This is a genomic window from Bacteroides sp. D2 (genome assembly GCF_025147085.1).
Classification (GTDB): Bacteria; Bacteroidota; Bacteroidia; order Bacteroidales; family Bacteroidaceae; genus Bacteroides.
On record NZ_CP102261.1, the window covers coordinates 1,422,291 to 1,437,926 of the forward strand.

The following is a 15,636-nucleotide window of genomic DNA, read 5'->3' on the forward strand; positions in this document are numbered from 1 at the left end:
AAATTTTACCCATGCACCTTTGGCTCATTCATCTGTCTTTTCAGATTGTCAATCCAATCAGATTGTTTTTTATCGGATACATCTTTCAAGAACCATTTTTGTCGATACATCAAGGACCCTCCAGGTTGCAACTCTACATACTTTCCGTGATTCTCGAGTTCTAGATAACGTCCCTTCGGTGCTACAAAAATTTCTACTTCGCCTTGCCTGGGAGGAACCTCATCCGGCCTAATGTCCGGGAAACATTTAACAAACAAAAGCCCTCTATAATAATGTGCCATCCAACCTCCATAAACAGTCGAGAATAACTTCTGACCGCGTTCATTAGTACCATCCGGACACGGAACCCATACCATACCTTTATCTTCATACCCTCCTGTTACATCAGATTTATTCATCTGATCCGTTTCTCCTACAGGAAAAAAGCTCAAACCTCCATACACTCTCGTCACATCCCAAGGGGCCAGCCTCTTTAGCTGACGAGATACATTCCGGACAGAATAATGAATCAAGATAGATGAATCTCTTTCCGATATAGAAAACTCTTTGGTGACAGATACACCGCTTATCGAATCCGGCGAACTTACCAACCGAAGAATTTGTTTATCTATCTCTGCTTGGTAAGGTAACTCATCAACACATTGATATTGAGGCCAATATTCAGATTGAGGAGACAACCAAAACGTTGCTCCATAATATTTACTATGTACAGAATCAGAAGTCAACAACTCCCTATCTTCACATTTAAAAGAAACAATCCGACCACCCTTTCCCGCCGATACACTGAAAGAAAGATTAGCAAAAGACAAAACATACACATCATCTTGTTTTTCTATCCGGCTTTCTCTTCGCAAAGAAGATTGGCAACCAAAGCACAAGCAAGATATAAAGAGAAATAATAGAATTTTCGGGGTTCTCATCATTCGTTCAGAGTTTCGGACATAGACGGAGGTAATATAGCATGTTTAAAGTTACCCGGAACCGGACTCATCGTAAATTCTAAGGTCCCTCCATTTACTATATCGGCATGTGTAATAAAAAGTTTATTATAAGCTCTACCATTTAGTTTCACCGATTGCACATATATGTTCTCATCACTCCAACCTACTGTTTTTACTTTAAAAGACTTGTCTCCAATCGAAATTTCAGCCTTTTCTACCATCGGCTTTCCCAATATATATATTCCTTCTGCCGGATTCACAGGATAAAATCCCATCGCACTGAAAACATACCAAGCCGACATCTGTCCGCAATCTTCATTACCACACAATCCATCCGGCTGATCGGTATATAAAGTAGACATGATTTCATGCAATCGCTGTTGAGCCTTATGGGGTTGACCCGCATAATTATAAAGATAAGCTACATGATGGCTAGGTTCATTGCCATGCGCATACTGACCGATAAGCCCGGTTATGTCTATTGGAACATCATGACCTGACATACCTACAGGCATGGAAAACAAAGTATCAAGGACACTAGCAAATTCTTCACTGCCTCCATACAAATTTATCAATCCTTGCACATCATGAGGAACAAAGAAAGAATATTGCCACGAGTTCCCTTCCACCCAATCACATTCCCCATAAGATGAAAAGAAAGGATCAAAAGGACGACGGAAGCTACCTTGACTTGAAAAACCGTTCATTAATTTATATTCTTTATCAAAGTATGTTCTATAACCGGAAGACCGTCTCATAAAATAGTTATAATCATCTATTTTACCCAAGTCTTTCGCCATTTGAGCTATGCACCAATCGTCATAACAATATTCCAAAGCTGTAGAAACAGATTTATTATAAACATCATAAGGAATATAGCCGTATTGCTTCAACTCTTTCACGCCAAAGTTGTCCTGCATGGCTGATGTCTTCATAGCTTGATACACTTTTTCCACATCATAATTTCTTATTCCTTTGAAGTAAGCGTCTACAATGACGGGAACAGCATGATAACCAATCATGCAAATTGTCTCATTTGACCACAATGGCCACACTGGCAGTAGCCCATACTGTTCATATTGCGCAAGCATGGATTGTATCAGATCATTCACCTTATCTGGAGCAATCAACGTTAATAATGGATTTTCAGCACGAAATGTGTCCCACAGCGACAACACCGTATAATTATCAAACCCTTCGGCCATGTGTGTCTGTTTATCAAATCCCAAATACTCTTTATTCACATCATTATATAAATAAGGAGCCAATAAAGAATGGTACAAAGCTGTGTAAAAAATTGTTTTATTTTTATCAGGAGCTCCTACTTTAATCTTTGATAATTCCTTTTCCCAAACTGACTGTGTCTCACTAAGCGTTTTGTTAAAATCCCAATGCGGTATTTCTTCCGAAAGATTTTGGAGTGCATTTTCCGCACTCACAGCAGAAATCCCTACTTTTACTAACACCATCTCATTGAGCGAGGTTTCAAAATTAAGAATAGCTTTTATATTTTTACCGGAAGCTTGCTTTTCCTGAATAAACTGCTCATCTGTAGCAATGGACAAGTCAAATACCTTAGATACTTTTAAAGCAAAAAACAGTTGTTGCTCACTCCAGTATTTTTCTCCGGGTTCACCCCAACCTTTTGTTTTTCTCTCACCTATTATCGTACAACTGTCTATCTTATTTATAGAAGTAAAAAGCACAGAATCAGTCGCAAAATGATGTGATAAATCCAATATAATATGAGAAGATTCACTTTCAGGAAATGTATAACGATGGAAACCGCAACGAGGCGATACTGTCAGTTCGGCCATAATATCATAATCTTTCAACCTTACTTTATAATACCCCGGAGATGCAGACTCCTCATCATGTGAAAAACGGGAACGATACCCTTCATCCGGTTTACTTTTCGATCCCGGACTTAATTTCAAATTTCCCGTCACAGGCATCAACATTACGTCCATCAGGTCGGAACGTCCTGTACCCGAAAGATGCGTATGAGAAAAACCAATGATCGAACTATCAGAATAATGATACCCGGAACACCAGTCCCATCCTTCCAGTCCTGTATCAGGACTTAATTGTAGCATTCCAAAAGGGTATGCTGCCCCCGGAAACGTATGTCCATGTCCGCCTGTTCCTATCAGCGGATCGACAAAGTCTAACAAACTATCCGCACTAATTGTGCTATTTTCGTACTTGCACCCGGATAGGGTACATAACGCCATGATGGTCCATATTATTTTTCTCATCTTTCTCCAATATTTATGAAGCAAATTTATCCGGAATTCCTCGTACATACACCCACAAAAGGCTAAGAAAAAAGAGAAAAAGGAAAATCAAAACACAAACAAAACATGAACAAATCAATATAATAACCACATATACAGAAAGTTAGTCTCAAGTTCATTCCTATTTAAGTCATAACCACTACAAAGAAAAAACAAACTCCCGATACAATCACCCCAGAACACAAAACATTTATCCTAATTGAGAGATAAACAAAACAGCGATCATCAGCCAAACCATCGACCAAAGCACTTTTTGTTTGCACTTTGTTCACGTTTTGTCTTTACTTTATTCCTTTTTTTATTCGGCTACATTGCCCTAAAACAATACTTTTACAGCAAAATTCATTTCTTGTATAACTTTAAAATTTAAAACAATGAAAAAATGCTTAAAGGTTAAGCTTTTGATATTGATATTCCTTACTGGAATACAATATGTAAGCGCACAAGGTACAGCAGTCAATGGAACTGTCGTTTCCGATCAGAATGAACCGCTGGTAGGTGTTACAGTAACTGAAGCAGGAACTACAAACGGAGTAATAACCGACATGGACGGTAAGTTTTCGATTAAGCTGAAAAATGCTACAGGAAATCTGACCTTCAGCTATGTAGGATTCGCTACGCAAACAATTGCTGTAAATAATCAAAGTAAAAATCTGAAAATCGTATTAGCCGAAGATTCTAAACAGTTGGACGAAGTCATCGTAGTGGGTTATGGTGTACAAAAGAAAGCTAATGTATCAGGATCCATTACATCTTTGGGATCACGCGACTTACACACGATGTCTACCAATGATGCCTCACAGGCTTTACAAGGAAAAGCTCCTGTATATATATCAAGGCAAAGCGGGCAGCCCGGTGCAAGTTCTTCTATCATCATGCGCGGTGTAGGAACACTGAACAAAGCCACTCCGCTTTGGATTATTGACGGAGTCCCCGGAATGCCACTGGACAACTTTAACGAAGTAGAATCTATTCAATTATTGAAAGACGCTGCATCCGCTGCCATCTACGGTATCGAAGCTGCCAATGGAGTCGTGTTAGTGACAACCAAAAAAGGATCTAAAGGAAAAATAGCTGTAAACTACAACGGATATGTAAAAGTAAACCATGCACTCGGACTACCAGAAACGCTGGGAACCCAAGGCTACATTGATATGTACAAAGCCAGATGGATGTCTAACAATCCGGATAAGGGTGAACCTACAACTAACGATATTAAATCATTCTATTTCCTGACTCCCAATGAGGTATCTCAACTGCCTAATACCGACTGGGTAGAAGTAATGTTTAACGCCGGAATAGAACATTCCCATAGCATTGACATCTCCGGAGCTTCTGACAGGTCATCTTATTTCCTTTCAGCTATGTATTCCAATGATGAAGGTACTTTTGTAAATACAAACTATAAAAAATGGGCCATCAAGGCCCGATTTGAACAAACTCCATTGAAATGGTTGAAGTTCAGCCAAACTGTAAATTTCAATCACTCGAAAAGGAAACACAATGCATTGGACTGGCAACATATCTTACGTGCCAACCCGGCGATGAATGTATATGACGACACTAACCCGATGAATACAGGATATGGATACTTCACAGACGAATTTAAAGAAACCATTGACTGGCAAGGAGGAAATCCGTTAGAAAGTGCAGACCTGAAAGATCATTGGGAAAAATGGAATACTGCATGGGGAAACTTACAAGCAATCATCACCCCGATAAAAGGACTGGTATGGACTACCAACCTGACAGGAACTCTTAGCAATCATGCGACTTCGCAGTTCTTATATAACACATTTGGAGGTATATCAACCAACTCAATTGATTTTGTAGAAGGAAAAAACATTCAAGGACATCAATTGGATTATGCTCATAATCAAAGTACTTCCTATCTATTAAACACGTACGTAAACTACAATACATTAATCGGTAAACACGATCTTGGAGCAATGATCGGTTTTGAAGTAAGAGAATCACGCAATGATGACGCATCAGGATATGCTGAATGGGGTATACCGGCTCAAGACTTAAGAAGTACTGCTCTTACCGATCATAGAGATGGTACCAACGCTTGGAGCACAGGCAGCAGCTACTCTCTATTCGGACGTATTACTTACGCTTATGATAATCGTTATTTGCTAACAGCAAACTTCAGAAATGATGCCAGTGACATATTCGCTCCGGGCAAAAGAAGTGCTTTCTTCCCGTCTGTTTCTATCGGTTGGAACATAGCCAATGAAAAGTTCTTTAAAGTGGAAAAAATAAATGATCTGAAACTAAGATTTGGTATCGGAGAAATAGGAAACAACAGTATCGACAAAAACTGGTGGAGACAAGAATATAAATTGCAAACCAACGGTACTTGGCTGGCCCAAAAAACTCCAAATAAAGACGTAACATGGGAAAAAACAAGAATAACCAATATAGGAATAGACCTTGGTGCATGGAATAATGCTTTCACAGCTACTATCGACTTATATAACAAGAAAACCCGCGATGCATTGATCGAACAAAAATTACCTTCAACTATCGGTGTTGGTAGCAATACTTATAAATTGAACAAAGGAGAAATTAGTAACAAAGGTATTGAGTTGGCTTTGTCATACAGAGGTTCAATTAATCATTTTAACTACCTCGTAAGTGGAAATATCTCATACAACAAGAATAAAGTATTAAACATTGGTAATGCCAGCTATTTGTCCGGAGGAAACTTCAATCGTACGCTCGTAAACGGACCAGTAGCAGCATTCTGGGGATACGTAGCAGACGGACTATATCAAACACAAGCAGAAATAGATGCCTTGAATGCTATATCAATGGAAAAATGGGGAGTAGCATACGATGCAGGAAACATAGGCCCGGGAGATATTAAATTTAAAGACTTGAACGGAGACGGACGTATCAATGATGAAGATATGACTTCAATAGGTAATCCTTGGCCAACATACGTATATGGATTCAATGTAAACTTGGAATACAAGGGTTTTGAGTTCAACATGAACTGGCAAGGTGTAGCCGACAGAGACATATACAACAATACCAAGCAATGCCTGGAAAATATGAATGCCGACTGGAACTCAACTCCGGATGTGTGGAATGCATGGACACCCAACAATACCCATACCAGCCAGCCTCGTCTGGGTAATGCTACTCACAACTATCAGTTACCCAACTCATACATGGTTGAGGACGGTTCATACTTAAGATTAAAAAATATTCAGTTAGGATATAGTTTCGGAAAATCAATAGTATCTAAAATGAAATTATCAAAACTGAAAATTTATGTAGGAGTAGAAAATGCACTGACATTCACCAAATTCAAAGGATTTGATCCTGAATTTATAGGTAATAACAATGCTGAACAGGGAGTTTATAATTTAACTCAATACCCTCAATCCCGGTCTATTTCATTTGGTCTTAATGTTGGTTTTTAATCAGATAAAAAATATAAATATGAAAATTAAATATATGTTCATAGCAGGATGTCTGCTTCTGACATCAGCATGCAGCGATTTTCTGGATCATCCTCTAACAACGTCTGTATCGGACGATAATATTGGAGAAATTATACAAAGAAACCCCACAAAATTAGGCGAGTTTTTAGGAAGTGCTTACAGGTCTCTCGGTTCTATCCATCTTTATGGGAGACAGACCGAATATATGGCAACCATGTCACACGAAATGGATATCGATTGGTTAGGTGAAGAACAACGAAATCAATGGGCTATCAATGGACTCACTTCTACCAACAAGAATGTAGAAGAGGCATACATAAAATATTATAAGGCCTTAGCGTCTACCAATCTCACGCTAGACTTGATAGATCATATAGATTTGGAAGCACTGGATGAAGAGAAAAAAACAATGGTAATGAACTTTCAGGGTGAAAGCTTATTTTTGAGAGCATTTATACATTTCGATTTATTACGCCTATTCGGAGAACAAGGACCTTCTTTCGGAGGAACTTATCCAAATAATAAAGATGCAAAAGGAATTATTCTAAGAGAAGGTGTTGCAGACGCTAGTAATGCAATTACTGCCAGATCGACTATTGAAGAATGTTACCAATTGATAATCAAAGATCTGAAAAAAGCCGAAACCTGTATTGGTGATAATCAGATCCCGGTCAATACTACAATACCCGGTCCCGGTTACACAGACACTGATTATACCAAAGACCAGGGATGGGCTCAAAGACCGGCTGTGCATGCATTACTTGGAAAAGTATATCTGTACATGAGCGACTTTACCAATGCCAAAATAGAATTTGAGAAAGTGATAGGTGACAACCGCTTTAAATTGGACAAACCTGTCAACTTTACAGATTATATTCAGCATACAGATAATAACCCCGAATGTATCTTCTCCCTACAATATTATCTCTCATCAGGAAGTGCTTATGAGGATGCCCCCCAACATCACTTGGTTCGTATTTTCGGAGGAGCTCCGGGTGCCTGGAACAACTATTTCGTCGATCAACGCACTGCAGCGCGATTCGGAAACGATCCTCGACTGAATGAAGCCACACTATACGGTTATAATGTAAAAAAATGGAGTACTGCCACTACAAAACCTGAATTTGAACAAGTGAATACAAGTGACCCCACTTACAGATATTACCAACGCAAGTATATCGACTTCTATAATGTGTCTTCACCTGTGTTCTCAACCAAGAATGTAGACATCATTCGTTTGGCAGATATTTATCTGATGTATGCCGAAGTTATGCTCAAACTGAACTCTGCAGATGTAGCTACCGAGTATGTAAACAAAGTCCGTCGCCGTGCATGGGGTGAAAGCAACTATGACGTACCCGGTACCAAAGGAGAAGATTTTACGACTGTCACTATGGAAATACTTCAAGAAGAACGCTACAAAGAACTATTCTTTGAGAATACCCGTTGGTATGACATCTGTCGTTGGGGAATACTGGAGCAGGAACTGGCTAAATACCCTTCAACAAATGCAGGAACTGTACATTATGATCCACAGGACTATTATCTTCCGATCCCTGAAAGTGAAATGAGATCGAATCCATTAATGAAACAAAGTAAAGGATATTAAGTATGAAAAAGCTGTTGATTTTACTGGCATTTGCTTTTCTGTTCCTCTCTCTCACCTCTGCGTCTTCTTTTGACGAGCGAAAAAAGTATCTTCTTGATTATTACTCCAAAGCCCGGCCGAATGACCAATATTGGGGAGATAATGATATCAAGACAGCAATGGGATTCGTTCTGGCTCGTCTGGAAACAAAGAAAGATGTCAAGTATGCCCTGAATATGCTGAACCGGATGCAGGAAGATGCACCCTTCGATATGTTCGATTGTCATCAGAATATCGATGCGTACCTACGCTTTCAGTCTGTGTACCCGAAAGAACTGAAAGAAAAGGTACGGAAACGCATGACGAACGAGGATTACCTGGCAGATGGAAGTACAGAAAATCATAGACTAATGTTTAAAACAGCTGGATATCTTACCGCACTGGCTTTCCCCGATTGGGGGAAAGCCGACACGGTAATGGCACATTGCCGTTCAGTACTGATGGATGTAATGGATAAGACAGTACGTTATGGTATCAAAGAGTTTGATTCTCCTACGTACGGCACATTCTATATCACTTGCCTTCTTTCTTTGTACGACCACAGCAAGGATGCTGAATTTAAGAAACAGGTGCAAATGACACTTGAATGGCATTTACTTAACATGGCACCCGAATGGTTGAATGGTTATTTCATTTCTTCCTCTTTACGGGAATATTATTTTGCTTGTTCTCCCCACATGATGAGTCCTTATCCACTTTTGGGCTGGTTGTTTTTTGGTGGAGGTCCCAATCCGATATTAGAGCAAAAGTATGAAAACGGAGAATTGATTGTGAACAATGAAGGTTTTTACTGTGTACTGGCAGCCGTTTCTTCCTATCGTGTACCAGAGATTATACAGCATATAGCATCGGATAGAAAGAAGGCATACGTGCATAAAGAATCGCATGATATGACTCCATTTGCACAACTCAATTATCCATGGGGATTCAAGAAATATACATATATCAACAAAACGTATGGATTGGCTAGTCAATGGGATGGAATCAGCTTGGGATGGAGCGCGCAGATGCGCCGGTGGAAACTGGTGTGGGAATCGGATGCGCCGGCAAGTACTTTCTTCCTGACTCACATCAGCCATTATGGTAGATCAGCCGAAAGCCTTTTCGGAGCTACTTGCCGCGAACAAGTGTTACAACACAATGGTACGTTGCTGGCCATGTATAAAATAGAATCGGAAGAACCTCATCCGTATGTGACAGGAGTAGTGCCTATCGACGCGATAAAACAAATGAAAGAGGACGAATCCGGTTGGATATTCTTTGACGGGGGAAGTGTTCTGTTTGCCGTAAAATTCTGTCATCCATACACATGGGACGAAGACCGGGTATTTCGTGGAGTAAAACATAAGATGTTACGCTGCGACCAACGTGGTACTGCCGCAGTCATAGAAACCTGTTTGCCGGATAAATATCAACCCACAGGAACGAAAACAGCTCTGGATCTGTTTGCAGAAGATATACTGAAAACAACGAAACTGGAATACATCGTTACCAATCCAGAATATCGACAGACCATTTATCACTCACTTAGCGGTGATACACTAAAAATTATCTATAATTACGGACGTTTTGTCAACGGAGAAAAGGTGGATTATGAAAATTGGCCTTTGTATTCAAACCCATGGATGGAACAAGCGGTGAACGGACGTTTCCTGAATGTTTCACATGGAAAAGAATCACGCGTGTATGACTTCAGGAATTGGAACGTTATAGATAGCAAAGAGAATTAATAATATGATGAAATCGATCTTATTCAGCCTGACACTGGTATTCACCGCATTGGCTTGTTTTGCACAAGACTATTATGGGAACAACCGTAAGCAGTGGCTACAAAAAGCAGAACAATATAAACCGAAACTTATAATCACAGAGAAAAAGCCGCTGAAAGTAGTGGATATTGTACCCGACACACAATCGTTTCAGAAATACAAAGCAGTAGATGTCAGTCCTATCGACTCTTTATACTCTATGCCTTTCAGACTGAAAAAAGAGATTACGATTGATTTCGGAGAGCATCTGACCGGATATTTTAGTTTCTCGGTAAGAAGCACCGGGCTTGCAGCCGACGGTCCGTTAAGGTTTAAATTGACTTTCGGGGAAGTTCCTTCGGAAGTAGCTGTTCCTTTCGATTCTTATAAAGAAGGCTTAAGCAGGGCATGGCTTCAGGACGAAGTTGTTTCTGTAATGTATGTCCCGCAAACAGTCACTCTTTCACGCAGGCTGGCTTTCCGCTACGTAAAAATCGAGTTGTTGGGCAGTTCTCCTTATTATGATTTCAACATACATGATATGAAATGTATGGCTCAAACTTCTGCCAAAAATATACCTGAAGAGCTTCCGCAAGCAGTTGATCCCATGATAAGGAAAATAGATCGTGTCGGGCTCAATACATTGAAAGAATGTATGCAAACCGTTTACGAGGATGGTCCGAAAAGAGATCAGCGTCTTTGGATCGGCGATTTATATCTGGAAGCCCTTGGCAACAATTATTCTTACAAGCAACACGACCTTACAAAGCGGTGTTTGTATTTGTTGGCCGGATTGAGCGACCTGAACGGATATCTGTTGGCTACAGTAATTGAAAATCCTGTACCGAGAGCCCAGGACAAACAGTTTCTTTATGAATATGCGCTACTGTATAATGTAACATTGAAAGACTACCTGGAAGCAACGGGCGATATGGAAACTGTCAAAGACTTGTGGCCTGTGGCTAAAAAGCAGCTGGATATTGTCCGTACCAATGTCAAGGCCGACGGATTGATGGATTTTGAGAAAGTAAAGAAAGACTGGTGGGTGTTTTTCGATTGGAAAGAGGATTTGTATAAAGAGGCTCCTTTACAAGGAGTATCCATATTCGCACTTAAGGAATCCTATAAACTGGCTCAACTGCTCGGAAAAGAAAAAGAAGTTGCCGACTTGCCTGCATTAACTAACAAAATGATAAAGGCTGCCCGCAAAAACTTATACAACCGGAAAACCGGCCTTTTCGTCGGAACAGGTGACAAGCAGATTTCCTATGCTTCACAGATATGGATGATTTTAAGCGGAGTTGCCAGTAAAGCCGAAGGCAAAAAGGCTTTATCAGCATTGGATACAACACAAAATGTTTGTTATCCCGGCACTCCTTATATGTATCATTATTATATTCAATCGCTGATAGATTGTGGAATGAACCTCGAAGCAAAAGAGGCTTTAATCAATTACTGGGGAGGGATGATCGCCAAAGGAGCCGATACTTTTTGGGAGGCATACGATCCTACAAACGACTTTATTTCTCCATATGATTTCTATCCTATCAACAGTTATTGCCACGCTTGGAGCTGTACACCTGTTTATTTTATCAGGAAATACCCTGAAATATTTCAGAAGTGAAGTGATTCAATACAAGTAACTAAAAATACTTTTAATTCTGTATATCGCAAAAATTTGGAAACGCTCTTTTTATGTTGTATATTTGTAAAACAAGAATATAGATCATCAATCAAAAAAGACGAATAAAATATGGGCTAAAAAAACAAATAAATTACAACAAATAAACTAAGTAATTATATAAAATACAAAAGACAGAAGTTCTGTCAATAGCTAAAGGCTGCGAAATTCCATGAATCACGCAGCCTTTTTTGTTATATAAATTCAATAAAAATACCAGTAAAAGCCTACATATAGTTTTTAATAAACTCGGATAACGTTTCTAATAAACTCTTCAGAAGTTTATTAGAAACGACCAAACTATTCATGCATAAATGATAAATATATTTCAATAAAATAAATATCGCAAAAAACAAACAGCTGTTTACTATGCATATAAACAATAAATTTATAATACATATATAGTATTCCATTTATTATACAAATAGCCTTTTAGGACCGTGTATAGTTGTCATTTTCATCACTGAACTCTAAATGACCAATGCTACGTTTCCTTCTGATGAAAGGATTGAAAGCTCCTAAAGAAAAAATCACCTTTACTACGATACATTGTAGCAAAGGTGATTCATAAGATCATAGCTTTTCGGACGATCTTTTATAAACTTAAAAACCTATTGGAAAACCTTCTTTTTAAGAACCGGATAAATAGAAAAGCTGAAAGACACAGGTTCTGCAAAAAGCACATATTGTTCGAGTGGGGGAGGTCCGCAACTCCTATTACCAATCGGATATGTTTTATAATCGATATTCCATGTGATGTTGTCCGTACGTTTTAATTGGCTTTCATCTATTGCTTCAGACAGGTTTTCAAGGGAGTAATGCATCACGCTGGATTCAATAAATGGCATACCTTCAGCGACAAGTCCAATTCCCTCGTTGTCGGTCAATGACACCCATGAACAATGATATTTGTTTCCATTCTCTTGAGGATATGCATGATGCGTAAACTGTTCATCTACAGTTCCGGAGAATCGGCCCAAACGAGCTCCTGAATGTCTGTCGTTATATGTATCATACGGTCCGTAGCCATACCATGAAAAAGTATCGTTGCCGGATTTTACGGTCATTGTATAACCTATACGGGGGAAGCTGATTATATTGCCAAATGGCTTCAGATCAGTATCTATCTGTACTTTTCCGGAAGGATCAACAATATATTTGGTGGTATATTCCACGTACGACTTATTTCCCGTTTTTTGTGCAACGAACGTTGTTGCCACACTGACTGTACCATTCTTTTCCTCGACCAATTTAAACGATTTCAACTTATGTTGCAAACTATCCAGTCCGGCTTCTACCCATTGACGGGAGATTTCATTCTCCGTTTTGGGACGGTAACCGCCATCATTATGGGTCGGAGCCCGCCACAAATTGATTTGAGGACCTTTCTCAAGGAATTCTTTTCCACCTACGATCCAGCTTTGAATGAGCCCCGCCTTCTTGTTGAACACAATATTTATACGATCATTATAAATACCTATTTCATTCGCTTTCTTCTGTACAGTCAGTTTTCCGCCATTTCCTGTTTTTTCTTCCACCGGAGGATTCACTTTTCCTTCTTGCAAGGTAAATTGCTCCCATGCGATTTCAAATCCTTTAGGTGCCCATATTACATCCTTCTTTAAGTAAGCATTGATTTCGAGAATGAGCTCTCCTTTCTGCCCGGAATCAGAAGTGCCGGTATCTATTTTTACTCGGGCAGAAGTGCCTGGAAAAGCCTCAATATCGGTTAATTCCCCCTTCTTTATCAGTTCACCGCCTGCCATCAATTTCCATGAAAAACGAAATGCAGAAAGCGGCAGATAATTATATTCATTTCTAATGGTCAGTTCCCCGTTAGAATAATCAAAACGGATATGCTGATAGATCTTCTTACATTCATTGATAGCCGGCTTTATTTTCCGGTCGACAAAAACAAGCCCATTAGTGCCGTTGAGGGAAGAAAAATATTCTTTGCCTGTAACACTGTCTTTTCTAATCACGCTCTGATCTACCCAATCCCAGATATAACCGCCTATCAGACGTGGGTATTTTTTCACTGCATTCCAGTATTCCTGATGATTACCCAATGCATTACCTTTAGCGTGAGCATATTCGCACATCAATACCGGACGTGTTTCACCTTCTTGAGTAGCAAGCTTTATAATTCCTTCTACAGACGGATACATGGTACTGACAACATCTACAGCCGGAGGTTCGGGAGGATTCACTGCCGGACGGTTGGTCTTCATAAAATCGATGCCATAACCATATTGTCTTGAACCTCCATTGTGCATATAGGCCTCGAAATGTACAAGGCGGGTAGGATCGTAATCTTTAACCCACGAGGCCCGTGCAGCATTGTTTGCTCCGACACCCGATTCGTTTCCCAATGACCAGAAAATAATAGACGGATGGTTCTTATCTCTTTTTACCATCCCGGCAACGCGTTCCATTTGAGCAAAAAGCCAACACTCATTATTTGAAAGTTCAGCATCGGCCCCACAGGTTTCCACATTCGCTTCGTCCATTACATAGATGCCATATTCGTCGCATAAATCATAAAATGCCGGATCTGCAGGATAATGAGAGGTCCTTACGGAATTAAAACCGAACTGCTTCATTAAAGTCACATCCTGTACCATTCTCTCGTAAGGAACGGTTTTCCCTTCCCATGCGTCATGGTCGTGCCTGTTTACTCCATAGATGTACTCGCGTTTTCCATTCACGCACAGTTCATGTTTATTCTTGAATTCAACTTTGCGAAAACCGATACGGGAACTTCTTGATTCTACTACGTTGCCTTTATGATCCTTTAATGTCAGGACTATGATATACAAGTTAGGCGTTTCGGATGACCATAACAAAGGTGCCTTTACATTTGTTTCCAGATATTTTGCCAATGAAAAATTCTGTTGATACTTTTCGGTCGTAATCGTCTTGACCGGCATTGACATATTCACCCCGAGGGCAGGAGTACCCTCTTTGGTGTATAATCTGGCTTCAAGCATCCAGTCGGAAACATCTACCGTTTTCTTGCTGGATATGACAGGCCGTATACGCAGTTTTGCGTCTTTATAATCCTTGTCCAAATCTGTAATAACAGCAAAGTCCTGTATGAAAACATCAGGGCGTGATTCAATATAAACATCCCGGGTGATGCCATGAAAGCGCCAATGGTCCTGATCTTCAAGATACGAGCCATCACTCCATCTCAACACCTGGACAGCCAATTGGTTCTTTCCTTTTTTTAGAAAAGGAGTCATATCGAATACCGCAGGCAGAGTACCGCCATCTTCATTATAACCTACCTTTTTCCCGTTGACATATAAATAGAAAGCCCCTCTGACTCCGGCAAAATGAATCAATACATTCTGTCCCTCCCATGATGCAGGCACTTCAAATGTCTTCCGGTACAATGCTATATGATTGTCTTTACGCGGTACAAACGGAGGATTGACAGGACGAAATTCATAGCCTTGCCCGCAATAAACCTGATCGCCATACCCTTTCATTTCCCAGGTAGACGGAACAGGTATATTGTCCCAGGAGTCATCATTTGTTTCCGCTTTCATAAAATCAGACGGAAGATTGTCCCAATCTGTAATGAACTTAAACTTCCATGTTCCATTCAATGACTGATACCGGGAGGAGGAAGAGCGTTTCACTTGCAACGCTTCTGTTTCAGTAGGAAATGAAATAGATGTTGCACCGTATGGTTCCCTGTTAATACTGTTAATTAAAGGGTTTTCAAATTCACTTTGCCCGAATCCTATGGGTGGCGTAGCATAACTATCACTACCATCAAAAGGTATTTGTGAAATCCCCTTGACAGACAGACATAATAGAAATATTATAATCAGTTGTTTCTTCATTTTCATTCTACC

General features: G+C 39.8%; 7 protein-coding genes. 4 read left to right on the top strand and 3 right to left on the bottom strand.

Translation table 11 applies throughout. From position 1 onward, the window contains the following. Positions 1–5: 5 nt before the first annotated feature. Together NQ505_RS05025 and NQ505_RS05030 are read right to left on the bottom strand one after the other, a co-directional pair. On the bottom strand, positions 6–923 hold the full coding sequence (locus tag NQ505_RS05025) for a DUF4380 domain-containing protein (protein ID WP_009001326.1): 918 nt from the start codon (positions 921–923) through the stop codon (positions 6–8). Next, positions 920–3,199 (bottom strand): GH92 family glycosyl hydrolase, encoded by a 2,280-nt coding sequence (locus tag NQ505_RS05030; RefSeq protein ID WP_083852357.1) that lies wholly within the window; start codon positions 3,197–3,199, stop codon positions 920–922. Before NQ505_RS05030 ends, NQ505_RS05025 begins: the two co-directional genes overlap by 4 nt. A gap of 413 nt (positions 3,200–3,612) precedes the next feature. Between NQ505_RS05030 and NQ505_RS05035 the strand changes: the two genes are divergently transcribed. From NQ505_RS05035 to NQ505_RS05050, 4 genes are read left to right on the top strand one after another with little or no spacing between them, the layout of a single operon-like run. Beyond that, entirely contained in the window at positions 3,613–6,672 is a 3,060-nt protein-coding gene (locus tag NQ505_RS05035; RefSeq protein WP_009001324.1) for a SusC/RagA family TonB-linked outer membrane protein, read from the top strand. 19 nt (positions 6,673–6,691) lie between these two features. Further along, on the top strand, positions 6,692–8,302 hold the full coding sequence (locus NQ505_RS05040; protein WP_004324141.1) for a RagB/SusD family nutrient uptake outer membrane protein: 1,611 nt from the start codon (positions 6,692–6,694) through the stop codon (positions 8,300–8,302). A gap of 2 nt (positions 8,303–8,304) precedes the next feature. Further along, complete coding sequence (locus tag NQ505_RS05045) at positions 8,305–10,071, top strand: hypothetical protein (RefSeq protein ID WP_004324140.1); 1,767 nt, start codon at positions 8,305–8,307, stop codon at positions 10,069–10,071. 7 nt (positions 10,072–10,078) lie between these two features. Beyond that, positions 10,079–11,713: a family 78 glycoside hydrolase catalytic domain gene (locus tag NQ505_RS05050; RefSeq protein ID WP_004324139.1), complete on the top strand. Its 1,635-nt coding sequence runs from the start codon at positions 10,079–10,081 to the stop codon at positions 11,711–11,713. A 668-nt stretch (positions 11,714–12,381) separates the two neighbouring features. Here the strand turns inward: NQ505_RS05050 and NQ505_RS05055 are convergent. Next, positions 12,382–15,630 (bottom strand): glycoside hydrolase family 2 TIM barrel-domain containing protein, encoded by a 3,249-nt coding sequence (locus NQ505_RS05055; RefSeq protein ID WP_259827696.1) that lies wholly within the window; start codon positions 15,628–15,630, stop codon positions 12,382–12,384. Positions 15,631–15,636: the final 6 nt, after the last annotated feature.

Bases quoted from the DNA above. Each gene is read 5' to 3' on its own strand.
- NQ505_RS05050 (WP_004324139.1), top strand. From the start codon at position 10,079: ATGAAATCGATCTTATTCAGCCTGACACTGGTATTCACCGCATTGGCT.
- NQ505_RS05025 (WP_009001326.1), bottom strand. From the start codon at position 923: ATGATGAGAACCCCGAAAATTCTATTATTTCTCTTTATATCTTGCTTG.
- NQ505_RS05030 (WP_083852357.1), bottom strand. From the start codon at position 3,199: ATGAGAAAAATAATATGGACCATCATGGCGTTATGTACCCTATCCGGG.
- NQ505_RS05040 (WP_004324141.1), top strand. From the start codon at position 6,692: ATGAAAATTAAATATATGTTCATAGCAGGATGTCTGCTTCTGACATCA.
- NQ505_RS05035 (WP_009001324.1), top strand. From the start codon at position 3,613: ATGAAAAAATGCTTAAAGGTTAAGCTTTTGATATTGATATTCCTTACT.
- NQ505_RS05055 (WP_259827696.1), bottom strand. From the start codon at position 15,630: ATGAAAATGAAGAAACAACTGATTATAATATTTCTATTATGTCTGTCT.
- NQ505_RS05045 (WP_004324140.1), top strand. From the start codon at position 8,305: ATGAAAAAGCTGTTGATTTTACTGGCATTTGCTTTTCTGTTCCTCTCT.